This is a genomic window from Halanaeroarchaeum sp. HSR-CO (assembly GCF_024972755.1).
Taxonomy (GTDB): domain Archaea; phylum Halobacteriota; class Halobacteria; order Halobacteriales; family Halobacteriaceae; genus Halanaeroarchaeum.
Genome location: NZ_CP087724.1, coordinates 1,992,003 through 2,015,546, shown reverse-complemented (window position 1 = coordinate 2,015,546; position 23,544 = coordinate 1,992,003). Strand labels below are relative to the sequence as shown.

At 64.8% G+C, this 23,544-nt stretch carries 36 protein-coding genes; 22 read left to right on the top strand and 14 right to left on the bottom strand.

Going from position 1 to position 23,544, the window contains the following annotated elements:
• Nucleotides 1–19 precede the first annotated feature (19 nt).
• The 3 genes from HSRCO_RS10510 to HSRCO_RS10500 all read left to right on the top strand — a co-directional run bounded on the left by HSRCO_RS10510 (nt 20) and on the right by HSRCO_RS10500 (nt 2,622).
• On the top strand, nt 20–1,120 hold the full coding sequence (locus HSRCO_RS10510; RefSeq protein ID WP_259517600.1) for a glycosyltransferase: 1,101 nt from the start codon (nt 20–22) through the stop codon (nt 1,118–1,120).
• A 37-nt stretch (nt 1,121–1,157) separates the two neighbouring features.
• Complete coding sequence (locus HSRCO_RS10505; RefSeq protein WP_259517599.1) at nt 1,158–1,526, top strand: hypothetical protein; 369 nt, start codon at nt 1,158–1,160, stop codon at nt 1,524–1,526.
• A gap of 124 nt (nt 1,527–1,650) precedes the next feature.
• Entirely contained in the window at nt 1,651–2,622 is a 972-nt protein-coding gene (locus HSRCO_RS10500; protein ID WP_259517598.1) for a peptidylprolyl isomerase, read from the top strand.
• A 128-nt stretch (nt 2,623–2,750) separates the two neighbouring features.
• Here the strand turns inward: HSRCO_RS10500 and HSRCO_RS10495 are convergent, their stop codons facing one another.
• From HSRCO_RS10495 to HSRCO_RS10480, 4 genes are read right to left on the bottom strand one after another with little or no spacing between them, the layout of a single operon-like run.
• Nucleotides 2,751–3,377: an ATPase domain-containing protein gene (locus HSRCO_RS10495; protein WP_259517597.1), complete on the bottom strand. Its 627-nt coding sequence runs from the start codon at nt 3,375–3,377 to the stop codon at nt 2,751–2,753.
• A gap of 27 nt (nt 3,378–3,404) precedes the next feature.
• Complete coding sequence (locus HSRCO_RS10490; protein ID WP_259517596.1) at nt 3,405–4,010, bottom strand: P-loop NTPase; 606 nt, start codon at nt 4,008–4,010, stop codon at nt 3,405–3,407.
• Between the two features lie 39 nt (nt 4,011–4,049).
• On the bottom strand, nt 4,050–4,418 hold the full coding sequence (locus tag HSRCO_RS10485; protein WP_259517595.1) for a hypothetical protein: 369 nt from the start codon (nt 4,416–4,418) through the stop codon (nt 4,050–4,052).
• 2 nt (nt 4,419–4,420) lie between these two features.
• Nucleotides 4,421–4,903: a hypothetical protein gene (locus HSRCO_RS10480; RefSeq protein WP_259517594.1), complete on the bottom strand. Its 483-nt coding sequence runs from the start codon at nt 4,901–4,903 to the stop codon at nt 4,421–4,423.
• 178 nt (nt 4,904–5,081) lie between these two features.
• Between HSRCO_RS10480 and pyrB the strand changes: the two genes are divergently transcribed.
• The 10 genes from pyrB (at nt 5,082) to HSRCO_RS10430 (ending at nt 11,592) form a co-directional block, all read left to right on the top strand.
• The gene (pyrB, locus tag HSRCO_RS10475) at nt 5,082–5,984 is read left to right on the top strand and encodes an aspartate carbamoyltransferase (protein ID WP_259517593.1); all 903 of its coding nucleotides are present in this window, start codon (nt 5,082–5,084) and stop codon (nt 5,982–5,984) included.
• Nucleotides 5,981–6,445 carry an aspartate carbamoyltransferase regulatory subunit gene (gene pyrI / locus HSRCO_RS10470; protein WP_259517592.1) on the top strand — a complete coding sequence of 155 codons (465 nt, stop codon included), beginning with the start codon at nt 5,981–5,983 and terminating at the stop codon, nt 6,443–6,445. The genes pyrB and pyrI overlap by 4 nt, the downstream gene beginning before the upstream one ends.
• Before the next feature lie 256 nt (nt 6,446–6,701).
• Complete coding sequence (locus HSRCO_RS10465) at nt 6,702–7,532, top strand: hypothetical protein (protein ID WP_259517591.1); 831 nt, start codon at nt 6,702–6,704, stop codon at nt 7,530–7,532.
• A 67-nt stretch (nt 7,533–7,599) separates the two neighbouring features.
• Nucleotides 7,600–7,794: a DUF1918 domain-containing protein gene (locus tag HSRCO_RS10460; RefSeq protein ID WP_259517590.1), complete on the top strand. Its 195-nt coding sequence runs from the start codon at nt 7,600–7,602 to the stop codon at nt 7,792–7,794.
• Nucleotides 7,795–7,834: 40 nt separating this feature from the next.
• Entirely contained in the window at nt 7,835–8,248 is a 414-nt protein-coding gene (locus tag HSRCO_RS10455) for an RNA-binding protein (RefSeq protein WP_259517589.1), read from the top strand.
• 51 nt (nt 8,249–8,299) lie between these two features.
• Nucleotides 8,300–8,998, top strand: a complete 699-nt coding sequence (locus tag HSRCO_RS10450; protein WP_259517588.1) for an RNase P subunit p30 family protein — start codon at nt 8,300–8,302, stop codon at nt 8,996–8,998.
• A gap of 71 nt (nt 8,999–9,069) precedes the next feature.
• On the top strand, nt 9,070–9,492 hold the full coding sequence (locus HSRCO_RS10445; RefSeq protein WP_259517587.1) for a hypothetical protein: 423 nt from the start codon (nt 9,070–9,072) through the stop codon (nt 9,490–9,492).
• A gap of 60 nt (nt 9,493–9,552) precedes the next feature.
• The gene (locus tag HSRCO_RS10440; RefSeq protein WP_259517586.1) at nt 9,553–10,032 is read left to right on the top strand and encodes an Rpp14/Pop5 family protein; all 480 of its coding nucleotides are present in this window, start codon (nt 9,553–9,555) and stop codon (nt 10,030–10,032) included.
• A 4-nt stretch (nt 10,033–10,036) separates the two neighbouring features.
• The gene (gene psmA, locus HSRCO_RS10435) at nt 10,037–10,780 is read left to right on the top strand and encodes an archaeal proteasome endopeptidase complex subunit alpha (protein ID WP_259517585.1); all 744 of its coding nucleotides are present in this window, start codon (nt 10,037–10,039) and stop codon (nt 10,778–10,780) included.
• A gap of 86 nt (nt 10,781–10,866) precedes the next feature.
• Nucleotides 10,867–11,592 (top strand): ribosome assembly factor SBDS, encoded by a 726-nt coding sequence (locus tag HSRCO_RS10430; protein WP_259517584.1) that lies wholly within the window; start codon nt 10,867–10,869, stop codon nt 11,590–11,592.
• 25 nt (nt 11,593–11,617) lie between these two features.
• Here HSRCO_RS10430 and HSRCO_RS10425 read toward each other — a convergent pair whose 3' ends face one another.
• The gene (locus HSRCO_RS10425) at nt 11,618–11,938 is read right to left on the bottom strand and encodes an FUN14 domain-containing protein (protein WP_259517583.1); all 321 of its coding nucleotides are present in this window, start codon (nt 11,936–11,938) and stop codon (nt 11,618–11,620) included.
• An 81-nt stretch (nt 11,939–12,019) separates the two neighbouring features.
• On the opposite strand from HSRCO_RS10425, the gene hflX reads away from it, so the two are divergent.
• Nucleotides 12,020–13,330 carry a GTPase HflX gene (gene hflX, locus HSRCO_RS10420; RefSeq protein WP_259517582.1) on the top strand — a complete coding sequence of 437 codons (1,311 nt, stop codon included), beginning with the start codon at nt 12,020–12,022 and terminating at the stop codon, nt 13,328–13,330.
• Here hflX and moaC read toward each other — a convergent pair whose 3' ends face one another.
• The 4 genes from moaC to HSRCO_RS10400 are packed head-to-tail and all read right to left on the bottom strand — an operon-like array spanning nt 13,331 to nt 16,507.
• Nucleotides 13,331–13,813, bottom strand: coding sequence for a cyclic pyranopterin monophosphate synthase MoaC (gene moaC, locus HSRCO_RS10415; RefSeq protein WP_259517581.1), 483 nt, complete (start codon nt 13,811–13,813; stop codon nt 13,331–13,333). It lies immediately after the preceding gene.
• Nucleotides 13,810–15,243 carry an NAD(P)H-hydrate dehydratase gene (locus HSRCO_RS10410; RefSeq protein WP_259517580.1) on the bottom strand — a complete coding sequence of 478 codons (1,434 nt, stop codon included), beginning with the start codon at nt 15,241–15,243 and terminating at the stop codon, nt 13,810–13,812. Before HSRCO_RS10410 ends, moaC begins: the two co-directional genes overlap by 4 nt.
• Nucleotides 15,244–15,283: 40 nt before the next feature.
• On the bottom strand, nt 15,284–15,565 hold the full coding sequence (locus HSRCO_RS10405) for an acylphosphatase (protein WP_259517579.1): 282 nt from the start codon (nt 15,563–15,565) through the stop codon (nt 15,284–15,286).
• Between the two features lie 39 nt (nt 15,566–15,604).
• On the bottom strand, nt 15,605–16,507 hold the full coding sequence (locus tag HSRCO_RS10400; RefSeq protein WP_259517578.1) for a DNA-3-methyladenine glycosylase: 903 nt from the start codon (nt 16,505–16,507) through the stop codon (nt 15,605–15,607).
• Nucleotides 16,508–16,593: 86 nt separating this feature from the next.
• Between HSRCO_RS10400 and HSRCO_RS10395 the strand changes: the two genes are divergently transcribed.
• Nucleotides 16,594–17,025 (top strand): DUF555 domain-containing protein, encoded by a 432-nt coding sequence (locus HSRCO_RS10395; protein ID WP_259517577.1) that lies wholly within the window; start codon nt 16,594–16,596, stop codon nt 17,023–17,025.
• 169 nt (nt 17,026–17,194) lie between these two features.
• On the opposite strand, the gene HSRCO_RS10390 is transcribed toward HSRCO_RS10395, so the two are convergent.
• Nucleotides 17,195–17,434, bottom strand: a complete 240-nt coding sequence (locus tag HSRCO_RS10390; protein WP_259517576.1) for a UPF0058 family protein — start codon at nt 17,432–17,434, stop codon at nt 17,195–17,197.
• Between the two features lie 168 nt (nt 17,435–17,602).
• On the opposite strand from HSRCO_RS10390, the gene HSRCO_RS10385 reads away from it, so the two are divergent.
• Together HSRCO_RS10385 and HSRCO_RS10380 are read left to right on the top strand one after the other, a co-directional pair.
• On the top strand, nt 17,603–18,001 hold the full coding sequence (locus tag HSRCO_RS10385; RefSeq protein WP_259517575.1) for a translation initiation factor IF-2 subunit beta: 399 nt from the start codon (nt 17,603–17,605) through the stop codon (nt 17,999–18,001).
• Nucleotide 18,002: 1 nt separating this feature from the next.
• Entirely contained in the window at nt 18,003–18,623 is a 621-nt protein-coding gene (locus tag HSRCO_RS10380) for a class I SAM-dependent methyltransferase (RefSeq protein ID WP_259517574.1), read from the top strand.
• Nucleotides 18,624–18,631: 8 nt separating this feature from the next.
• Here HSRCO_RS10380 and HSRCO_RS10375 read toward each other — a convergent pair whose 3' ends face one another.
• The 3 genes from HSRCO_RS10375 to HSRCO_RS10365 are packed head-to-tail and all read right to left on the bottom strand — an operon-like array spanning nt 18,632 to nt 19,317.
• A complete protein-coding gene (locus HSRCO_RS10375; RefSeq protein ID WP_259517573.1) occupies nt 18,632–18,817 on the bottom strand; it encodes a hypothetical protein in 186 nt (61 codons plus the stop codon).
• Between the two features lie 58 nt (nt 18,818–18,875).
• Complete coding sequence (locus HSRCO_RS10370) at nt 18,876–19,142, bottom strand: elongation factor 1-beta (protein WP_259517572.1); 267 nt, start codon at nt 19,140–19,142, stop codon at nt 18,876–18,878.
• Nucleotide 19,143: 1 nt separating this feature from the next.
• Nucleotides 19,144–19,317, bottom strand: coding sequence for an HVO_2753 family zinc finger protein (locus HSRCO_RS10365; RefSeq protein ID WP_259517571.1), 174 nt, complete (start codon nt 19,315–19,317; stop codon nt 19,144–19,146).
• A 97-nt stretch (nt 19,318–19,414) separates the two neighbouring features.
• Here HSRCO_RS10365 and HSRCO_RS10360 point away from each other — a divergent pair, with 97 nt between their 5' ends.
• From HSRCO_RS10360 to HSRCO_RS10340, 5 genes are read left to right on the top strand one after another with little or no spacing between them, the layout of a single operon-like run.
• Nucleotides 19,415–20,251, top strand: coding sequence for an NOP5/NOP56 family protein (locus HSRCO_RS10360; protein ID WP_259517570.1), 837 nt, complete (start codon nt 19,415–19,417; stop codon nt 20,249–20,251).
• On the top strand, nt 20,248–20,877 hold the full coding sequence (locus HSRCO_RS10355) for a fibrillarin-like rRNA/tRNA 2'-O-methyltransferase (protein ID WP_259517569.1): 630 nt from the start codon (nt 20,248–20,250) through the stop codon (nt 20,875–20,877). Before HSRCO_RS10360 ends, HSRCO_RS10355 begins: the two co-directional genes overlap by 4 nt.
• 53 nt (nt 20,878–20,930) lie before the next feature.
• The gene (locus HSRCO_RS10350; protein WP_259517568.1) at nt 20,931–22,004 is read left to right on the top strand and encodes a glutamate--cysteine ligase; all 1,074 of its coding nucleotides are present in this window, start codon (nt 20,931–20,933) and stop codon (nt 22,002–22,004) included.
• 49 nt (nt 22,005–22,053) lie between these two features.
• Nucleotides 22,054–22,635: a winged helix-turn-helix domain-containing protein gene (locus tag HSRCO_RS10345; RefSeq protein WP_396266396.1), complete on the top strand. Its 582-nt coding sequence runs from the start codon at nt 22,054–22,056 to the stop codon at nt 22,633–22,635.
• Between the two features lie 25 nt (nt 22,636–22,660).
• Nucleotides 22,661–23,152 (top strand): phosphopantetheine adenylyltransferase, encoded by a 492-nt coding sequence (locus HSRCO_RS10340; RefSeq protein WP_259517567.1) that lies wholly within the window; start codon nt 22,661–22,663, stop codon nt 23,150–23,152.
• Here the strand turns inward: HSRCO_RS10340 and HSRCO_RS10335 are convergent, their stop codons facing one another.
• Entirely contained in the window at nt 23,153–23,461 is a 309-nt protein-coding gene (locus HSRCO_RS10335) for a transcription initiation factor IIB family protein (protein ID WP_259517566.1), read from the bottom strand.
• Between the last annotated feature and the right edge of the window lie 83 nt (nt 23,462–23,544).

Below are 23,544 nucleotides of genomic sequence, written 5' to 3'. Positions count from 1 at the left end.
ACCCCAGCGAAGGCAGTCCATGGCCGACGTCGCGGTCCTCCACAATACCCTCGACTTTCAGGGCGGTGCGGATACCGTCTGTTTGGCGGTGTGTGACGCGCTGGCCGACGACCACGACGTCACGCTCTTTACCGTCTCCGAGACGGCCCTCGAAGCCCTGTCCGACCGCTTTGACACCCCGTTGCCCGACGTCGACGTCAGAATGCCGACGGGCGCAAACCGAACCGCCCGAGCCCTCTCCTGGCTGGCGCCGTGGGTCGGTCCACAGCTAGCCTTTCGGAGCGTCCTCCTCCGTCGGTTCTTCCTCCCTGTCGCAGACGAGTTCGACCTGGCGGTGAGCACGGCGAACGAGGTCGCGGTACCCATTCCGTCCGTCCAGTACGTGCACTATCCGCAGTTCAAGATCCGCCGTGCGGCGGACGCCGACGCGGGCCGGTTGAACGCGCTCTGGAGTCGGGTGGCGGCCCCCGACGTGAGTGGCGGGACCGACACTGCCACCTACCTCGCGAACTCCGGATGGACCGCGGACGTATTCGAGGCCATCTACGGGACTCGACCGACGGTCCTGCACCCCCCGGTCGACCCGATATCGTGTGACACCACCTGGGAAGACCGTGAGACGGGAATCGTGGTCGTCGGTCGCATCGCCCCGGACAAACGGCTCGAGGAGGCGATAGCCATCGTGGACGGCGTGCGAGACCGGGGCCACGACGTCCACCTGCACATCGTCGGTTCGGCACCGCGGGCCTATCGCCGGTACGCCGATCGGATCGCTGCTGCGGCGGAGGAGCGACCTTACGTCCACCTCGAGACGGACGTACCTCGACGTCGCGTCATCGAGTTGCTGTGTGGGTATCGATACGGGCTCAACGTCAAAGCGGACGAGCACTTCGGCATGGCCGTGGCCGAATACGTCGCGGCCGGCATGGTCCCGTTCGCACCGGCGTCCGGTGGTCAGCGTGAGATTCTCCGCGGTCGAGCGGACCGATCGTTCGATTCTGTGCCCGAGGCAATCGACCTCGTCAGCGGGGCGATCGACCGCGACGACCGCCCGAGGCTCCAGCGCGACCGGTTCGCGACCGACGGGTTCCAGGAGGCGTTTCGGCAACACGTCAGATAGACAAAAGATTCAAGCCGGTACTGGGCTATGTTGACATATGTCAACGATGACCGACTCCGGGACCTCCATCCGGACCGAATCCCTCACTGGGCTCCACTGGCTCGCCATCGGCCTCGCCCTCGTGACGGGCGTGATACATCTCGTCCTCGGGGTGAGTTTCGTCTCGGACCCGATGGGCTGGTCATTCCTCTTCGCCGGTGTGGTCTTTTTCGCCGCCATCGTCGCGGTCCTATACGACTACCGACGGCGACTGATCTACCTCCTGGGTATCCCGTTCACCGGGGGGCAGATCGTGGCCTGGTACCTCGTGAACGCACCGGATTTCTCCCCGCTCGGTATCGGGGACAAAGTCGTCCAGGTCGTCCTCATCGTTGTCCTCGCACTGCTTTACACCCGTGAATCCTGAGCGCGGTGGTCGTGGCGCTGTCGAGTTGCCGTGACCGACGGGAGTCGTACCGACCCAGGGCGAGGCCCGTGTCGGACGTCCGAGAAACGTGATTCTTAAGGGTAGAACGGGACTCGGTACTGGTATGACCGATGAGAATACGGCCGACGAGCCCGAGGAAACCGACGAGGAGTCCACGGACGAGGGACTCCAGTCGGGCGACTTCGTGAAACTTGCGTACACCGCCCGCACCACCGAGGGTGGGGAACTCGTCGACACGACGGACCTCGAGACCGCCGAAGCCGAGGGCATCGAGACTGAGGAACGAGACTTTTCCCCCCGAACCATCGTCCTCGGCGAGGGCCACCTGTTCGCTGCCGTGGAGGACGACATCGAGGGCAAGGAGGTCGGTGAGGAGGGCTCCGTGGTCGTTCCCGCGGGCCAGGCCTTCGGGGAGTACCAGGAAGAACAGGTCCGCACGGTCAAGGCCGACAAGATCCCGGAAGACGACCGCTACCCCGGTGCCCACGTCGACGTCGACGGCGAGCACGGCCACGTCGAGACGATCATCGGTGGGCGGGCCCGCGTGGACTTCAATCACCCCCTAGCCGGCCAGGACATCGAGTACGACTACGAGATCGTCGACACCGTCGAGGACCGGGTCAAGCAGGCCAGTGGGCTGCTCAAGATGTACTTCGACGTCGACCTCGAGATGTTCATCGAGACCGACGAAGTGGAGACGGAGGTCACCGTCGAACCCGATGACGAGGACGAAGACGCCGAACCGGAGACGACCACCGAAATCGAGGAGCAGGAGACCCTCTACATCGAGAGCAACCCGCAGCTGCAGTTCAACCAGCAGTGGATGATGAGCAAACAGCAGATCCTCGGCGACGTCATGGAGAAGATCGGCGTCGACCGGGTCATCGTCCAGGAGATCATCGACGGCAGCGGGATGCCCGGCATGGGCATGGGCGGCATGGGCGGCGGCCTCGGCGACATCGACGCGGCCCTCGAAGACGCCGACATCGATGCCGACGAGATCATCGACGAACTCGACGAGGGTGACGAGGACCTCGAGGACGTCGACGCCGAGGAACTGCTCGACGAAGAGTAACCGACGGCGCGTTATTCTCGCAAGCGGTCCGTCGTTCGGAGACCGTGACCTGCAGGACGACCGATTTCGCCGAGTACGGATTCGAAGCAACCGACAGATCGGTTTTCCTGCGCTGTCGCGACCGGATTTCAGGCGATGTCGCGACTCGTGTCCACCCGAACACGTTCGGTCAGGTCCATCTTGATGGTCTCGGAGGGGACCCGGCCGCCGCGGAACTTCGTCACGGCCAGCCGGTTCTCGATGACGCCACTTTTCACCTCGGTGCGCAGGTCGAGGACGACGTCCGCCATGTGCTGGGTGGTCTCCCGGAGCATCGGCGTATGTGATCCGGACAGACAGTGAAGGATGGCGATGCTGCCGGTGTTCTGCATGTGGTTCGCGAGTTCGTTCAACACGGTCTCGTACCGGCCCCGGCTCGTCCGTTCCAGACCGTCGATAGGATCGACGATGACCGTCGTCCCTTCGCCCGCGCTCCTGAACGCCCGCCGGACCGCGTCGAGTGGGTCCTCACCTGAGACGTAACGGATGTCGGGTGACCCCGTCGGAGCGCGCGTCTCCTCGAACGCGTCGGCGACGGTGTCCTCGGTGCGATCGGTCGTCAGGTACAGCGTCGGGCGGGGACGGGTCAACTCGTACAGCAGGAGCTCTCCCTGGCTCGCTGGCGGGGACTGGTAGGCGACGACGCTCCCGGCCGGTAGCCCACCCGACAGTTCGCGGTCGAGGACCTCGACCCCCGTCGACAGCCGCTCCGGCATCGTCATTTGATACGCGCTCGGCCGTAGTTAAGCATTTACCCACCCCGACACCGCATCGTCGTACGCACGGCGTGCGTCTGTGGGTGGATCGGGAGACGCCGGCACCGGTATCACGGGAACGTCGCCGACGGACCCTCGGAGCGTCTCGGGCACCGTGGACGACCGGTTGACGATCCAGGCGACCACCTCGGTATCAACCCGGCGAGCGATCCTGGCCGTCTTCCTCGCATCCTCGACAGACGCCGGATCCGGCGTCGTCACCACGATTGCGTGGTCGGCCAGCCGGAGCGGGAGGATGGCGTCACGGGACCCACCGGCGGGCGTGTCGACGACTACTGGACTGTCGGTGACGAGCTGTCGGAGTGCCCGGCCGACCGGGCCGCCGGCGTACGACCCGATGATTCGGATCCCCTCGTAGCCGCGGGAGACGGTACTGGCATCGTCGATGGACACGCCGTCGGCGAGGGCCTCGATGCCGCCGTCGTCGACGTCGGCGACGAGATGGAGGTTGGGTGTGTCGCGGTCGGCGTCGACCACGACCGGATTCCGTCGCCGGGCGGCGAGCGCCACACCGACGCCGAGGGCTGTCGTCGTCTTCCCGACCCCACCTTTCCCTCCGGCGATTGCGAGCATGGGCAGCGATGGTCGGGGTTCGGTACAAAAAGGTTCGGCTCAGACGCCCGGGACGCCGACGACCTCGGTCACGGGGAGGCCGATGGCGGAGAGCACGATTGCCAGGACGCCGGCGACGATCCAGGCGACGAAGCCGGCCACGGCGGCCCCTCCCCAGCCCGTATCGTGTCTGACCTGAAGGACGCCGATCCACGCGAGCAGGGCGATGACGGGCCCGAGGAGCGGGATGCCGTCGAGGAACGCCCACACGAGCGCCCCGATACCGGCAGTGATCGTGGCCCGGACCAGGTCACCGTCGCCCGCGACGAGTTGCGTCCCCGCGGCGATGCCGAGGCCACCGACGAGCAGGCTGCCGAGGAGCGCTGCGAGACCATCGATCATCCCGGGTACGACTGTCGGCGGTGCCATGGTTATGCGTCCACCGTCGTGGTCACCGGTTCGTCACCGGTATCTTCGTGTCCGTTCCCACGCAGGCGGTCGGAGAGTGTGGCACCGAGGGAGCCATCCAGTGAACCGTCGACGAAGGACTGGATGCTCTGGTGGATCTCGGTCACGTGGTCCGGGACCGCGTCGGGCATGTCTATCGGTGGCCCGTCACCCTGGGCCCGTTTGGCCGGCGAGTCGGTGTCGTCCGCCTGCGAAACGGTTTCGGGCGTCGTGTCGGTCTGTGATCCGGGTTCGGATTCCCTGCCCGGCTGCGATGCGTTCTCGGAATCTGTGTCGGCTTGTGATGCGTGTTCAGGTACCGAGTCGGCTTGCGAGGTTTCAGTCGGAGCCGTGTCAGGTTGCGATGCATCTTCGGGAGGCGTATCTGCGGCCGGTGTGGCCGCGACGGCCCCTGAGACGAGGAGGAGGGCCGCGAGGCCGACGATCGTGATGTGTCGAAGGTTCATGGTTCGTTCGCATCGATTCGAGGGGGCCGAAGGGCCTTGAACGGGGGAAGCCCTGCAGTCGAATTGACCACGTTCATCCACGCTTTCTCTCGAATTCGCTCGATTTTCCGTCCAGTTTCACTCGCGTTCAGGGGGATATTCGGGACATTCAAGGCCTCCCGACACCCCGTTGCACTCGATGCGTCACGACCACATCATCACGGCCAAACAACTCTCGCGGGAGGACATCGAAGCCGTCCTCGACCTGGCGGCGGAGTTCGACCGGGACCTGTCGGGCCAGGCGGACCGACACCCGGGAAAACTCCTGGCGCTCGCGTTCTTTGAGCCGAGCACGCGCACGAAAATGAGCTTCGAGACGGCGATCAAACGTCTCGGCGGGGACGTCATCGACATGGGCCCCGTCGAGTACTCCAGCGTGACGAAAGGCGAGACGCTCGCGGACACCGTCCGCGTCATCGAGGGCTACGCGGACGCCATCGCGTTGCGCCATCCCATGGAGGGGTCGGCGACGATGGCGAGCCAGTTCATCGACGTTCCCCTGCTCAACGGCGGCGACGGGGCCGGCCAACATCCGACACAGACGCTTCTGGACCTCTACACCATCCGGGAGAATGCCGGCCTGGACGACCTCACCATCGGGATTATGGGTGACCTGAAGTACGGTCGGACGGTTCACTCGCTGTCGCACGCGCTCACGAACTTCGACACGCGCCAGCACTTCATCAGCCCGGAGAGTCTGAAACTCCCGCGTAACGTCCGCTACGACCTCCACGAGGCGGGGGCACAGGTCCGCGAACACGAGTCACTCGAGGCAGTCCTGCCCGAACTGGACGTCCTGTACGTGACGCGAATCCAGCGCGAGCGGTTCCCAGACGAGAACGAGTACCAGAAGGTCGCCGGTCAGTTCAACATCGACCTGGAGACCCTCGAGGACGCCGCGGACGACCTCTCGATCATGCACCCGCTCCCGCGGGTGGACGAGATCGACCCGGCCATCGACGACCTCGAGAACGCGACGTACTTCGACCAGGCCCACAACGGCGTGCCAGTCCGCATGGCACTCCTCGACATGTTGCTATGACAGACATCGATACCGAACTCCGCGTCAGCAAGATCCAGAACGGCACCGTCATCGACCACGTGACCGGCGGCGAGGCACTGCACGTCCTCGCGATCATCGGCATCGACGGCTCGGGCGGCGAGGCCGTCAGTCTGGGAATGAACGTCCCCAGCGACCGAATGGGGAAAAAGGACATCGTGAAGGTCGAGGGACGGGAATTGAGCCAGTCCGAAGTCGACGTCCTCTCGCTCATCGCACCGGACGCCACCATCAACATCATCCGCGAGTACGAGGTGACGGAAAAACACCGGGTCGAACGACCGGAGGCGGTCACCGGTGTTCTCGAGTGCCCCAACGCGAACTGTATCACGAACGCCGGCGAACCGGTCGAGACCCAATTTGCGGTCCTCAACGACGGCGTCAGATGTGAGTACTGCGATACGATCATCCGCGAGGACCTCACCGAACACATCGAGTCCTGAGCGAGCGTGAGTCGATTTCGGTGTACCGGTGTTGATTGGGTCGGGGATCACCCGTGATCGGTCGTGGCCGTTCGCGCCCAAAACGGTTTATCCGATACGCTCGTATAGTGATATATGGTCAAACGGATTCTGAAGATCGCCGTCGCACTGCTCCTGGTCGCCCTCATCTGGAAGCTGGTCCTGGGGGACGACGAGATGGAACCGATCGACAAGATAGAGTAAGCATCCTTTTTGCCGACCCACCCTGAGGTCGGGTATGTTCGGCGTCGTCACGCGAGAGGCCGAGGAACTCGACTGGCCGGAGTTCGACCGGGCGTTCTACGAGGTCAAGGACGTCACCGGCCGGCACACCGACCCGCAACCGAACGCGGTGAACATGATCTCCGCGTTCGGGGACAACGACGTGGGCCGGAACGATCCCTCGCTTTTGGCCGTCGACGATGCGGGGAATCGAGCGACGACCGACCGCCCTTACTTCGACTGGGCGTACGTCTGTCCGTCCGTCGAGGAGTACAAAGAGCGCCTCTACGACCTCGTCGCGTCGGCCGCCGACGTCAGCCCCGACGTCCGCCTCGACGACGTCGGGTTCCCCCGCGAGGAGTACTGCCACTGCGAGCGCTGCGAGACCGGGTTCGCCGAGAGCGACGAGGACTGGTGGGAGTGGCGAGCGGCCCAGGTGACCGACTTCGTCGCGACGGCCGACGAGCACATCCCCGGTAAGACGTATTTCACGCTCTACCCCGACCCCTATCCGGGCCATCTCTATCGACGGAACGGCGTCGACCTGGACGCGCTCGACGAATACGTCGACGAGTACGTCGTGACCCTGTACGACACCGAGTACGGGACGACGTACTGGCTCGAGGCTCTCGCCAAGGGGTTCGAAGACGAACTCGACGTCCCCTTCTCCATCGAACTGCTCGCCGCAGACGTTCCGGTCGACAACCTCGTCAGCGCGGCCCGTGTCGCGGACGCGTACGCCTCAGACGTCTACTTCGGGTACGACGGGAACAACGCGAGTGCGGCCATCAGACGCCTCGACGCCGAGACGCGAGACGGAAAGACGTTCGGCGAGCCGGGCGAGTAGCCGATGTTCCCGTCTGTACCGGGGCAGACCGGTTCGTTTTTCACCGACCCACCGAGTAATCGGGGGTATGAGCTTCGAAGAAGACGACCGCGTCGTTCTCTCCGATAAACACAGCGAGTACGATGGACAGGTCGGGACGGTGACCCAGGTGGTCGAGACGATGTTCGGCGACGCCAACTACACCATCGAGTTCGAGGACGGCCAGGAACAGGGCGTTCCAGAGGATAACGTCGAACTGGCCCCCGAAGACGACGAGGAATAGACGGCACGACTTTTCAGAACCCACCGCGTATCTGGCGCCAATGAGCGTTCCCTTTCACTACCTCGACCTCCGCACCTTCTGTTACGGAACGGAGTCGGAGGACCGCGTCGAGTCCGCCCTGCGGACCCTCCTTCCCGAGGACGTTCCGATCGAGCGGATGGAATCGGAGGGCCACATCGGGGACACGATAGTGGTTCTCTCGGCCCGGGTCGAGCGCGCGGACGAGATGCGCCACGTACTCGATGCGTTGGGCGAGGCCGGCGTTCTGGACGAGGTCAGCGCGGAACTCGACGATCGTCTCGACGATAACAACTCCCTGTTCGTCCACCTCGACAAACAGGCCGCAGCGCAGGGCGCCCTCGCCCTGGGAGCGGGTATTGCGCTCCGCGGGAAGGTCGAGGCGTATCCGGCCACCCGTGAGGCCGCACTCGAGAACGTCCGCGAAGCGCTCTGAACCGGCGAGGGCACCGGACGGTTTTTCTTCTCGTCGATGGAACGAAAATGCATGTACGAGGCGGTCCGCGTCGAGGCCGAGGGACGAACCACCACCGCCCGGTTCGCGGCGACGGCCGCAGATGCAGGGTTCGATGGGATCGTCGTCGCCGATCGATACGACGACCCGGCGCCGTTCGACGCGGACCGTCTCCGGGCGGCTTACGGTATCGACGTCGTCGATGGATTCGAGGTGAGGACGACTGAGAAAGGGGTCGCCAGTGGCGTGATCGCGGACCGACGCCGGAAGACGACGGTCCTTATGCTCCGGGGCGGCACGCCGACGATGAACCGGTACGCCGTCGAGACACCGGCCATCGACGTCCTCCGCGATCCGCTGCGGGGCGACGGCGACGTCAACCACGTTATCGTGAAGGCGGCAGCCCGGAACGACGTCCATATCGAGGTAAATCTGGGCCCCGTCCTCCGAACGTCCGGCGGGCCACGGGTGCAGGCGCTCCGCGGTCTGCGCAAACTCAGAGAACTGCTCGACCACTTCGACGCCCCATTCGTGGTGAGTGGTGGCCCCGAGACACATCTCCAGGTCCGGGGTCCCCGCGAACTTCTGGCGCTCGGACAGCAGTTAGGATTCGACGAGGACCAGATCCGCTCGGGCCTCGAGGCGTGGGGGGACATCGCCACGACAAATCGGGAGCGACTGTCCGAGGAGTACGTCGCCGAGGGCGTCCGTCGGGGACGATACGAACGGTGAAACGGCGTCGGAGTGAACCGACCATATCCGCCACAAACACTTATTGCTCGGCCGATTGTATGTGAGTTTACATGTCCACAGACAGAGCCCTTTCAGATCGACGAACGTATCTCAAATACGCGGGTGTGGCCGCGGTGACGGCACTCGCAGGGTGCGGTGGAGATGGCGGCGACGGTGGCGATGGCGGAGACGACGGTCCTACCCACGAAGTTCCCCATCCCGACGACGCCACGGTGCCGGATTCGGAGGTCAACGCCGAGTCACTCGGGGGGCAATCCCGCCCGGACGAACCCGACCAGGCAAAAGACGACGTTGGATACGCCCACGAACCGTCGGGGGATCAGTACTGCGGGAACTGTAGCCTGTACGTTCCCGACCAGAACGGCGACGGGTTCGGTGCCTGCGTCGTCGTTCAGGGAAAGATCCACCCCTGCGATTACTGCAACCTCTGGGCACAGTACGACGGCGACGACGCCGTCCCGTGTGAGTCCTGATCCTCGTTCGGGGCAACCGCTCTCCAAACGTCCTTGTACCTCCGCACTGAACGTAGGTCGATGAGACATCTCCCGAAACATCTCCGCCAGCGCTGGCGATATCTCGCCGTCGAACTCGAGACCTGGCCGGACGCCTCCGTCGACGAGGATGCGTTCCAGCGCAGTCTCTGGTTCGCCGCCCAGAATCTCGTCGGGGACGTCGGGAGCGTCGAGGCCGATCTGCGGGTCGTGAACTTCGCGTTCTCCGGTGGCGACGGCCGGGCGCTCCTCAGGACGCGTCGTGGCAACGTGGCCCTCGCGCGGGCCGCCCTGGCCTGTGTCGATAGCGTCTACGACGATCCGATACGGGTGACCGTCCGCGGGGTAAGCGGCACGGTCCGTGCTGGTGAAGAAAAGTATTTAGGCGGTCCGAGGGAAGGAACGGGACAGGAATCGGTCGTGTTCAGGAACGACTCACGCCGGGCCGTCGTCCGAGACGATCGGGTGGACGTCGACATCGACGGGGCGTTCGTGGGCGCGACACGAATCGATATCACGTGATACAATGCAGGGTCAAGCCAAACAACAGGCGTACGATCGCGGCATCACGATCTTCTCCCCGGACGGACGCCTCTATCAGGTCGAATACGCCCGCGAGGCCGTCAAGCGCGGGACGGCCTCCATCGGCGTTCGGGCCGCCGACGGGGTCGCGCTGCTCGTCGACAAGCGCATCCGTTCGCCGCTGATGGAACAGTCCTCCGTCGAGAAGTTGCACAAGGCAGACGACCACGTCGGCGTCGCGAGCGCGGGGCACGTCGCCGACGCTCGCCAACTGATCGACTTCGCCCGCCGAGACGCGCAGGTGAACCGTCTGCGGTACGAAGAGCCCATCGGCGTCGAGGCACTGACGAAGGATATCACCGACCACATCCAGCAGTACACCCAGGTCGGCGGGGCCAGGCCGTTCGGCGTGGCGCTGTTGATCGGCGGCCTGGAGGACGGCGAACCACGGCTGTTCGAGACGGACCCGAGTGGCACGCCCTACGAGTGGAAAGCCATCGCCATCGGGTCGGAACGGGGCGACATCCAGTCGTATCTCGAGGAGCACTACGACGAGGAACAGACCATCGACGAGGCCGTCGACCTGTCGCTTCGGGCACTCGCGTCGGTCCACGAGGAGGGGCTGTCGCCGAAGGGACTCGGCGCGGCCACCATCGACGCCGAGTCGGGCCAGTATATCCAGTTGACCGACGAGGAAGTCGAGGAGTACCTCGTCGACAACGATCTGCTCGCCGAAGACGAGGACTGAGTCGGATTCGCCCGGCAGTTTCTCTGTCGCAGTGGCGTCCAACCCATCAACTACATTTTTATCCGTTGGCGCCCCAATCGTGTGGTATGATTTCACTGGACGACGCGGTCACTGCGCGTCTCGAATCACACGGTGCGCGATTCGAGGTGCTGGTGGACCCGGACGCCGCACTCGCCATGAAGCGCGGCGAGTTCGATGGCGAACTGGAGGACGTCATCGCGGCTCGCGACGTGTTCGAGAACGCATCCCGGGGCGACCGCCCAGCCGAGGAGGACTTAGAGGAGGTCTTCGGGACGACCGATCCCCTCGAGATCATCCCCGCGGTCGTCGAGCGCGGCGAGATCCAGATCACGGCCGAACAGCGCCGGGAGATGGAAGAACAGAAGCACAGACAACTCGTCAACAAGATCGCGCGCAACGCGGTCAACCCGCAGATGGACGACGCCCCGCACCCGCCCGACAGGATCGAGGCGGCTCTCGAGGAGGCCGGCTTCGACATCGATCCGATGCAACCCGTCGAGACGCAGGTCGACGAGGCGCTCGACGCGCTCCGGCCGGTCATCCCGATCCGGTTCGACGAGGTGACCGTCGCGGTACAGATCCCCGCCGACTACGCGGGGAGTGCGCAGGCCCAGATACGTGGGTACGGTGACCTCGAACGGGAGGAGTGGCAACCCGACGGCTCCTGGGTGGGCGTGTTGACCTTCCCCGCGGGGATGCAAAACGACTTCTACGACAAGGTGAACGACATTACGAGCGGTCAGGCCGAGACGCGCATCATCAAGGACAAGGACGAAATCAGCACTCGGTGACCGGTCGAACGGCCGGAGCGGCGGATTACCCCTTCTTGAAGCCGACGAGGAAGCCACCGGTGAACCCGGCACCGACGGAGAGCGTCGAGATGATCGACGTCATCCAGGAGGGCGGTTGGCTCGCCGTGGCGACGTCGGTCGCCTCGATGAGGCCACCGGAAAGTCGATCCCATTTGACGACGAGGATGCCGCGGGATTCGAGGAAGCTGAACAGCGCGAGTTCGAGGCCGACGATGACGGCCACGATCTTCGCCACCATCTTGAACGCATATCCGATGATGAACCCGATGACGGCACCGGTGCCGAGTTCCAGTCCGATCGAACTGAGGTTGACGTCGAGAGCCATTAGCACCCACTCTGTTGTGCGAGACCAAGGTTCTTCTGCCCGCCGGAGGCTTAAGTGCGCTCGTCACGTATCTTCGGTCGAGTGACCGGAGCACAGCTATCCCCGGATCGGGCCGTGGTGGTAAAGCGCGTCGACGAGGGAACGGCGGAGACGACCGAGATTAGCGGTCTCGCCGAGGCCGCCGGCTACGCGGTCGTGGACGTCCTCACACAGACGCGATCGGCAGACCCGGCTCTCCAGATCGGGGAGGGGAAAGTCGAGGAACTCGCGAGCGTCGTCTCCCGAATCGGCGCCGGAACGGTCGTCTTCGACAATCGTCTCGGTCCCTATCAGACGTACAACCTGGGGACGAGATTACCGGACGGCGTTGAACTCCTGGACCGGTTCACCCTCATCCTCGAGATATTCGGACAGCGGGCACAGACCCGCAAGGCCCAGTTGCAGGTCGAACTCGCCGAACTTCGCTACGAACTACCACGGGCGGAGGCGAAGGTGAGCCTGGCCAAACGCGACGAGCGGCCGGGATTCATGGGGTTGGGGGAGTACGACGAGAGTCGGGAACAGGACATCAAAGCCCGGATCAGTCGCATCCGCGACGAACTCGACCGCATCGAGAAGACCGAGGACGAACGACGGGCGGAGCGCCGCCGGTCCGGATTCGACCTGGTCGCCCTCGCTGGGTATACGAACGCGGGGAAATCCACGCTGATGCAGGCGCTGGCGGCGGACCTGGAGGTCGGTGAGAACGAGGACCTCCACCCCGACCTCGATCCCACGGCGGAGCAGGCGGACAAGTTGTTCACGACGCTGGGGACGACGACCCGTCGGCTGGAGCTAGAGCGACGCCAGGTGCTGTTGACGGACACCGTCGGGTTCATCAGCGACCTCCCGCACTGGCTCGTAGAATCGTTCAAGTCGACGCTCTCCTCGGTCTATCACGCCGACCTGGTCCTGCTCGTCGTCGACGCCGCGGAACCCATCGACGACATCCGCGAGAAACTGGTGACGAGCCACGATACCCTCTACGAGCGCAACGAGGCCCCGATCGTCACCGTCCTGAACAAGATCGATCAGGTGGACGACGCCGAACTCGCGGAGAAACGGGACGCGCTCGCGGCCCTCGCACCGGACCCCGTCGCGATCAGTGCCAGCGAGGGGGAGAACCTCGACGCCCTCCGCGAGCGCATCGACGCGGAACTCCCGGACCGGCAACGTGAACGCCTCGTCCTGCCGATGACCGAGGAGACGATGAGCGTGGTCTCCTGGGTCCACGATCACGCGCACGTCGAGGACGTCGAATACGGTGACGAGGAAGTCGTCATCGACTTCGAGGCGCGACCGACCATCGTCGAGAAATCCCGTTCGAAGGCCAGCGAGATCGTCCGCGCCTGATCAGTCTCGCCGCCGTTTTTCCTTTTCGAGGACGCGCACGTTCTCGATCGCCGTGTCGGGATACTGCCCGTCCTCGTCTTTCTCTGCCGCCTTGACCATGTCCCAGACGACCCCCAGTCCGGTCGTCACGCCCTGCAATGCCTCCATCTCGCAGCCGGTCTTGCCGGTCGTCTCGACGGCGACCTCGAGGGTGACACGGTCCTCGCGGACGGCGAATTCCGTCTCCACGTTCGTGATGGGGATCTGATGGCACATCGGGACCGTCTCCCACGTGTGTTTGACCGCCTGGATCGCGCCGACACGGGCGGTCGCCAGCACGTTCCCCTTGCCGATCTCGTCGTTGCGGATGGCGTCGAGCGTCGAGTCGGTAAGGTGGATCTCCCCGGCCGCGACCGCTCTGCGTGCGGTATCCGGTTTTTCGCCGACGTCCACCATCTGTGCCTCGCCGCTCTCGGTCGTGTGTGTCAACTCGTCGTCGCTCATCGGCGATCACCCCAGAGGGCCCGTGGGAGTTCCGCCAGCAGGTCGGAGGCGAGCAGACCGAATCCGGTCTCCTCGACGACGGCGTCGCCCGCGGTCCCGTTCGCGAAGGCGCCGAGCGAGGCTGCCTCGACGGGGGATAGCTTGGCCAGCAGCGCCGCGGTCGCCCCAGCGAGTACGTCCCCCGTCCCACCGACCGTCATCCCCGGATTGCCGGTGCGGTTGACTCGCGTCGTCTCGCCGTCGGAGACGACGTCGTACGCCCCCTTCACGAGGAGCGTGCGGCCGAGGTCGGCGGCATACTCCTCGACGAGGTCGGCGCGCGTCTCCCAGTCGTCCGCCGTCGGCCCTCCCATCTCTGCGAGTTCTCCCTGGTGTGGCGTACAGACGAGTGTGGCGTTCGTTTCAACGTCCGGGACCGCCGAGAGGGCGTCGGCGTCGACGACCGCCCGGCCGTCGTATCGTTCGAGGAACTCCCCGACGGCGCGCACCGTGTCGCTCGCGTCGCCCAGCCCCGGACCGAGAACGACGACGTCCCGTCCCGCGGCACGTTCGAGCAGGTCGTCGACGTGCTGGGGGACGAGTCGAGTGCCGACGATAGGCTCGACGATGAGGTCCTCGCTGTACCCCTGTATCTCGTCGGCCACTGGTTCGGGCGCCGTGACGTACGCGAGGTCGGCGCCGGCACGGAGGGCCGCCTGTCCGGCCAGTGCCGGTGCCCCGGTGTACGGACCACCGCCGACGACCAGCACCCGGCCGAAATCACCCTTGTGGCTGTCCCGGGGCCGTTCGAGGGCGAATCGATCGCCGGGGCCCACGAATCGCTCCGCGGCGTCGGGGATGCCGATGTCGGCGACGGTCACGCCCTCCCGTCCCTCGAGTCCCGGCTTCAGGTCGTGGAACGTGACCACCCGATCGGCCTCGACGGCGATATCTCGAACCTCGCCGCTGTCGGCGTCCATGCCCGAGGGCACGTCGATCGAGACGATGCTGGCACCACTCTCGTTGATTGCTTCGATGACGCTCCGTTCGGGTTCTCGCGGTGCACCCGTGACGCCGGTGCCCAGGACCGCGTCGACGACGACGTCCGGCGACCCGAGGTCAAGCGCTGTCGAATCGCGCACTCGCCGTGTCGGTATCTCGGCGGTCTGGAGGGCGTCCCAGTTGGCCCGCGAGACCTCGCTCGCGATTCCTGTGGGCCGGCCCAACAGGTGTACCGCGACGTCGAACCCGGAGAGAAATCGGGCCGTCGCGAACCCATCGCCACCGTTGTTCCCACGTCCGGCGACGATGGCAACCGATTCGCCCGGTGCGGCCATCTCCCGGACCGTCCGGGCGACGGCGTTGCCGGCCGACTCCATCAACTGTTCCGGGGCGACGCCGAGGGCCGTGGCGTTACGGTCCACGGCCGCCATCCGGTCGCTCGTGATCATGCCCGACCGTTAGCGGGGGCCAATCGTAAAGGTGGCGCGCTCACCGCCGGATCTCGAAACCGTCGAGTTGCTCCGGCGACTCGAAATCGACTTCCACCGCTTCGACGGACGCGGCGGGACTGCCGTCGTGACACCACTCGACCATCGCTTCGACGCGGTCCTTCTCGCCCTCGAAGACGGCCTCGACGCGGCCGTCTGAGAGGTTTTGCACCCAGCCGTCCACGCCGTGGGCCCTCGCCGCGTCTCGAGTGTTCGCCCGGTAGTAGACCCCCTGAACGGTGCCAGTGATGTACACGTGGGCTCTGGTTCGTTGGCCACTCATGGCGGTTAGTTGCCCGTCCAGCCACAAAATCCTCTGGCCTCAGACGGGAGCTTCGATGGCGTCGCGGTGGCGAAGATAGTGGAACACGTAGGTCTGGGCGACCCCGGGGTATGGCCCCAACCTGTCTCGGAGGGCTCGCGAGGTCGACGCGTAATCGTCGCCCCGTACATCGGGGTAGTGCTCGTCGATGGCGGATCGGATCCAGGTGTCCAGTGGAACCGGGTCCGGGTACCCCAGCGAGAACAACAATACGCAGTCGGCGACCTTCTCGCCCACTCCGACGTAGCCCGTCGTGGTCTCCCGGGCGTCCTCGTAGTCACGTCCGCGGATGTCGTTCGCCGTCAGTACTCCCTCGGCGACCATCTCGGCCGTCGCGGTGACGTAGGGCGCCCGGTAGCCCAGTCCCAACTCGCGGAGTTCGGCCTCGGAGACGGCCGCCAGGTCGGCTGGTTCGGGGAACGCGTGAACGACCTCCTCGCCGATCCGATGGGCCGTCCCGTATCGCTCGGAGAGGGTCTGGACGAGCGCATGGATGCGCTCGACGCGCATCTGGGCCGAGAGGATGAACGAGACGAGCGTCGGGAAGAACGGCTCGTTCACGACGCGGAGGCCCGGAAATGCGGCCTTCGCCATCCCGGTGAGCCCATCGTCCGGGAGTGCCGCGATGGCCGTCGCCATCTCATCGGTCAACCCGAGTCGCTCCCGGAGTTCCTCCGTCGGGTCGGTGGTCGCCCGCCATTCGAGACCCGCATCCGACTGTCGGAGTGCGACCCCGGCCCCGTCGATGACGGTCCGGTACCAGGCGTTGTCACCGGTGGGGACCGTCGCCTCGTACATCCGGCCGTCCCGGCGCGTCCAAAGGAAGGTCTGTCCGCTCTCCAGTGTCGCCTGGAGGTCGAAGGGACCCGGCACCTCCGCGGTCGGTATCGTTCCCGTCTCCATCGAACGGGTTTGGGGAGGGTGGGGGAGAAACGTGTCGGTCGGGGCCAACCTATTTTTAATGGGGGCGCCAATAGTGTCACGTAACCATGGATTGTAGGGTCGTCGTCGAGGCGGCGGTACCGGTGTACGACGTCGAATCGTCGGACGAGGCGGTGCGCATCGCCATCTCCAAGACGGGCGATATGCTGAACCCGGACCTGAACTACGTGGAGATCAACATGGGCGAACGGCACTGTCCGCACTGCGGCGAAGAAATCGAGCCCGCCTTCGTGGCCGCCGACGAGAGTCTCGTCGCCCTCGAACTCGAGATGACGGTGTTCAACGTAGAACGCGAGGAGCACGCCTCGCGCATCGCTCGCAAGGAGATCGGCCAGCGCCTCGAGAACATTCCCCTCGAGGTTCTGGCGGTCGAAGTCATCGAAGGGGAAAACGACGAGGCAGCGGACGGTGGCGGGACGGACGAGGAGACCGAAGACGACGGCGTTCTCCCCGAGTTCGACGAATTGATGGAGGGGTGAAGTCCCAGGCCGGTTTCGCCGGCGCTTCTTCGAATCGCCGACCCTCGACTAGACGGTTTTCATCGGTTGTGTTGTATCGCCCTCGCACGACTGTAGTGGCGACACGGCTCAGTGTGGCAGCCGCTGGACGGGAGATGGTCGGTGACGGTCGAGACGTATCGGGTACGTATCAGTCGGCGCTGGGGGTGACGGTCTCGGTCCGTTCGATTCCGTCGAAGGCACCTGTGATTCCGTCAGCCAGCGCAAAAACAGCGGTCTTGTGGTCAGTTTTCGATTTGTGTATGGACGTCGGTCGGACACCAAGAGAATCGTATTCGTCGAGATCGAGTTCTGCTGGTGTCGTTTCCTCGTAGTAATTTCCTACCTCTGCGAGGAGTCCATGTAGATGGATAAGCTCCTGCTTCTTCATTGCAATCTGTCCTAGCGACTGTGGGGTTATAGTATTATCCTGAGAGCCGTTAACACACTTTGTTTGGGGCAAATTCGGCGGATAGGGCGGTTTTGCTCTCCATCGAGCGGGTCCGCAGGCCGGGTCGACGCTGAAAGGCTTTTAGGCGCGTACCTGCACACCGAAGATATGGACTACGACGAGCAACTCGAGCGGGCACTCGAGGACAAACCGGAAATCGCCGGTGAGGACGTCCGTTTCGACGTTCCCGACCCCGAGGTCCGTCCTGAAGGGCACGTCACGGTCTACGAGAACTTCCAGGCCACCGTCGATACCGTCGGTCGCGAGGAGGAACATCTGCTGAAGTTCCTCCAGGACGAACTCGGGACGAGCGCCCAGATCGACGAGCGTGGGCGGGCACGACTCACCGGCGAGTTCACCGAGCGTCGCATCCAGGCCGTTCTCGACGACTACGTCGACACCTACGTTCTCTGCCCCGAATGTGGCCTCCCCGACACGAAGCTGACGACCGAACACGGGGCGGAGATCCTCAAGTGCGATGCCTGTGGCGCCAGGTCGTCGGTCTGAGATGCCACATCCGATCTTCGGTAATCAGTATCGCGCCGCACGGATGTACCGGTACGTCGCGCGATTCTACGATCGGCTTCGCCCCCTTTTCACCGGCTTTGCCCCGACCCGGAAGCAGTACTTCTCGAAGCTACCACTGGCCGATGACGACCGCATCCTCGACGTGGGCTGTGGCACCGGCGAGAGTATGCGACGGGTCGCCGGTGGGGACCGCGAGGTCCACGGTGTCGACCTGAGTCCCCACCAGCTGCGCTATGCCACGGAGAAACCGTCCCTCCAGGACGCCACGGTGACGCTTGGGGATGCGGTGCGCCTCCCCTACCAACGGGACACCTTCGACGTGGTCATGTCAATCGGCTCCCTCCCCTACGTGTCCGACGTGGACGCGGCACTGGCAGATGCCCATCGGGTGACGCGACCCGGTGGGCGACTGTTCGTCGTCGGCCCGCGGTATCCGACCAATCCGATCGCCCGACGGGTGGCCGACGGGCTGGTGCATTTCCTCGAGCCAGAAGCGTTTACGGAGCGGTGTCGAGCCGCCGGCTGGTCCGACATCGAGACCGAGACCGTGCATATGGATTGGCTGGCCCGGGACGCGCTCGTCGTGACTGCCCGCGCCTGACCCGCCGCTTACCCCTGGAGTTGTTTCAGGGTCTCCAGGTCGCGGTTCGTTCGGAGAAATTCGGACGTTCGACGGGTCGTATGACAGTTCGGACACTCGTAGTTGGCGTCCGGCGTGGGGAGGTCACTCGGTGTCGCCTCCCACGTTTTCGAACATTCTGGACAGGCTAATTGGACGAACGCCTCGTGCGCCATACTGTTGAGTCCGACCTCGCGCGGGAAAAAGATTGCCGCCGGAAGCCGCCCGGTCGAATCAGATTCGGCCGACTTCGACGACCGAGACGGACTCGACACCGTCGACGGTGCTGAACGCCTCTTCGACGGCCTCGGTGCCGCCGGCATCGTCCGGAACGATGACCGTGGGGAGCAACGCGACGAGGCCGAAGGCCACGTCCTCCGTCTCGACCGAGTTGATCTTCGCGCCCTCGGGCAGGGAGGTCTCCAGTCGGTCGCGGAGTTCGTCGAGGTCCAGCTCGGGACTGTCCGGCATCACCTTGATGACGGCGGCGACTTTGCCCATCTCAGGGCCCCCTGAATCCGCAGTCCGGGCATTCGTAGAGGTTGCTCTGTTTGCGACATTTCGCACAGCGGTAGATCTGCTGGCCACACTCGGGACATTTGAAGGTGGCCGCATTCGTGCCGGAGATATTGATCCCGCACGAGACGCACCGCCGCGCCTGCTGGGTCTTGCTCATCCTTACTACCATTTGCCGTCTGTGGCGGTTTAACCGTTGTCTTTCGTCGCCCCGCTCGACGCGTAGGTTTAAACGCGAAGCCACGGAAATCGGAGGTATGCAATCGCAGGGCTGGTTCCAGGACCTGGACCCAGACGACGTCGACGGTGCCGTGGCCAGCATTCGCGAGGGGTCGGCGTCCTCGCCCCAGGAGTGGCCGTCGGAGGCCGTCGCAGCGGGGTTCGTTCCGGACGAGTCGGCCTACTACGACCGACTCCACGAGGTGACTGTCGAGGCGACCCGATCGCAGGTCGCGGAACGCGAACGGGCCGACGACCAACAACTCATCCACGCCGTCCGGACGATCGACGACCTGGCAGCGACGACCAACGAGTTGACGGAGCGACTTACCGAGTGGGCGGGCAGCTATTACGGGGAATCGGCGTCGGGGGCCGAGTACGTGGCGAAGATCGCCGGCCGCGAACCAGGGGATCCGGTGGAAGCGCGTATCGTCTCGCTGGCGAACCGCGTCACCGACCTCCAGGACGAACGCGAGACCATCGACGCGTTCGTCCGACGCGAAGCCCCTGCGGTCTGTCCGAACCTTTCGATGCTCGCCGGGCCGGTACTCGCCACACGACTGATCGCCCTCGCCGGCGGTCTCGAACAACTCGCGAAGAAACCGAGCGGGACCGTACAGGTTCTGGGCGCCGAGGACGCCCTGTTCGCTCACCTCAGGGGGCACGCGTCCTCTCCGAAACACGGCGTCATCTACACGCACGAGTACGTGCGTGGCACGACCCCGGAGCAGCGGGGGTCCGCAGCACGCGCGCTCGCCGGAAAGCTCGCCATCGCGGCCCGCATCGACCACTATTCGGGCGACCGCCGTCCCGGGTTGCAGGACGAACTCGACGAACGGATGGCCCGGATCCGGAGTCGGGGTGGGGACGAATGACGCTGCCAGCTGGCGTCGAGCGACGGACCTTCGACGGGACACGAGGTCTCGCAACGAGGGGAGAACCGGTGTACGGTGAGGCGACGGCGGACGGATGGCGTCACTGGGATCCACATCGATCGAAACTGGGCGCAATCCTCGAGCAGGGCATGGAGACGAGGGTAACGGACGGCGATTCCGTCCTCTACCTCGGGGCGGCCAACGGGACGACCGTGAGTCACGTGGCCGACTTCGCCGGCCCCACCTACGCCGTGGAGTTCGCGCCCCGTCCAGTGCGCGATCTGGTGGCTGTGGCCCGGACCCGCGACCGGCTCTTCCCACTTTTGAAAGACGCCCGTCGTCCCGAGACGTACGCACACGTCGTCGAGAGCGGCCTGGACGTCATCGTGCAGGACGTCGCAACCAGGGGACAGGCACGGGTCGCGAACGTGAACCGCCGCTTTCTCGCCGACGACGGCCGTCTCGTTATCGCGATAAAGGCCAGAAGCGAGGACGTCACCAGAGCGCCGCGAGCGGTCTTCGATGACGTCCTCGACACGCTCGCCGATCAGTACGTCGTCGACGCGACACGACGGCTGGAACCATTCCACGACGACCACCTGGCCGTCGTCGCCCATCCGAGATAGGGCACGGCCTGCTCAATGCACAATTAATTACGGTGTCGGGAACGTCCCTGTAGATGAAAATGGGTTCGCGTGCTGCGTTCACTGAGATGGGCACGGTCGGCGTGGAAGAGGAGTTCTTCGTGGTGGACGAGGACGGACACCCGGTCCCCGGGTCGGACGAGCTAGTGTACGAGCGCGACCCGCCATCCCTCCTCCGGGACAGCATCGACCACGAGTTGTTCAAGTTCGTCATCGAGACCCAGACCCCAAAACTCTCCGACCCGGGGCGCGCCCCCGACATGATCGAACGCTGTCGCGATGTGCTGGTGGAGTACGCAGCCGAAAGCGGGTACCGGATCGCTACGGCAGGGCTACACCCTACTGCAGACTGGCGTGATCACGAACACGCCGAGAAACCTCGGTACCGCTCGCAACTCGACCGCATCCAGTACCCCCAACATCGGAACACGACGGCGGGCGTGCACGTCCACGTCGGCGTCGACGACCCGGACAAGGCGATGTGGGTAGCCAACGAGACGCGGTGGTACCTGCCCCTGCTCCTCGCACTCGCTGTGAACTCCCCGTTCTGGAACGGGTTCGATACCGGACTCGCGTCGGCGCGAGCGAAGCTATTCGAGGGGTTACCGAACACCGGGATGCCCACCGCGTTCGATAGCTACGCGGAATTCGACCGATTCGAGAAGCGGATGCTCGAACACGGCAGCATCGAGGACCGGGGTGAGTTGTGGTTCGACGTGCGACCGCATTCCGGACACGGCACCGTCGAGGTCAGGGTCCCCGACGCACAGGTTCGCCACGATCACGTCGTTGCCTTCGTCGAGTACGTCCACGCACTCGTTGTCGACCTGGCGGAGCGGTACGAGGACGGCGAGTCGGGAACCGACGTCCGTCGGGAGATTCTCGACGAGAACAAGTGGCGAGCGATACGGAACGGCCACGACGCGTCGTTCATCGAAGCGGATGGTTCGTCGACCATCGCCCTCGAAGCAGCGGTCGACCGAGAGACGGATCGGTTGGGCGTCTCTGCTCTCGGCGACGTTCTCGAGCGGGAGAGCGGCGCCGAGCGCCAACGTCGAATCCTCCAGGAGCGCGGAGCGGGCGCGCTACGGGAATCGATCGTCCTCTGAGCAAATGGTTTAAACGGCCCCATCGCTTTTGTCCTCGATAAGACGACGCATGTCCGACGATAATCCTACAGACACCGACACGGACGCAGACGAGGGCGTTGAGATTCCCGTAGACACTGGTAGCGAGGATGAAATGGGTGGTGAGAGCGAACCCGCAGGTGGTGCGCGCGAACGACTCGAGGAGGAGGCCGACCGTGCGCGCTCGGAGTTCGATAGCCGGGTCGTCGACATCCTGTCCTGGGTTCTCGAGACGGAGACTCGCGCCCGTATTTACGTCCAGTTGCGTAAACTCCCCTGGAGTACCAGCGAGGAAGTCGCCGAGGGAACCGGTCTGTACCCGAGCACGGTCCGGGAAGCGCTGGCCGCACTCCACGAGGAGGGCGTGGTCGACCGGCAGAAGCGCCAGAGCGAGGGTGCCGGAAACAATCCGTACGAGTACATGGCTATTCCCCCCAGCGACCTCGTCGGAAACGTGGTCGGTCGGGTGCAGGACGAACTGAACACCCTGTTCAACCTCGATTCCCATCTCGACGAGACAGAACCCGAATCCCGCCCGGTCTCCATCGAGGTCACCGCCGAAGGCGAAGAGCCATCTGACGACGGCGCGGACGAGGAGAATCCCAACCCCTAAAGCCGAGGCATCCGTCCCGCTCTGTATGAACGTCGCCCTGGGCGGGACGTTCGACCCGATCCACGACGGACACCGGAAGTTGTTCGAACGGGCGTTCGAACTCGGTGACGTTACCGTCGGACTCACGAGTGACGAACTCGCACCGAAGACCCGCCACGAGGAACGCTACGTCCGCCCGTACGAGGAGCGATACGATGATCTCGTCTCGGAACTCGAACCGCTCGCAGAGCAGTACGACCGGGACTTCGAGGTCCGGACGCTCACGGAACCAACGGGCATCGCGACGGAGGCGCAGTACGACGCCCTGGTCGTCTCCCCGGAGACCCGCCCCGGCGGCGAACGGATCAACGAGATACGAGCTGAACGCGGGTACGATCCGCTCGACCTCGTCGTCGTCGACCACGTTCTCGCAGAGGACGGCGACATCATCTCGAGTACGCGCATCGTCAACGGAGAGATCGACGAACACGGCAACCTCACGCCTGACCGCGAGGGCCGGAAGCGCTCTAGAGCCTGATTACCAGTCTGGCGGTTCTAGACCCGCTTCGGTCAGTAATTCCTTCCAGCGGCGCTGTATCACGAGTCGCGACACCCCCGCCGCGTCGGCGACCGACGTCTGGGTTCGCTGGTCGCCCGCGATCAGCGACCCCGCGTAGAGACTCGCCGCCAGCGCGGCCTGCTTCGAGCGCTCCTCCTTCGGGAGGCGTGAGAGAAAGAGGTCCTGTGCGGTCGACCGGGCGGGCGAATCGAGGTCCAGTCGGTCCGCGACCGCTTGCAACTCGGCCAGCCATTCCTGCTGGTCCACCTCGTCGCCCGCCCGGTACATAGCCGATGGTAGGTCGTCGGACGGTTTAGCTACTGTGCTCGACGGACCTCGTGATGTTTAAGGGCGGAACCAGCGAAGTGTGC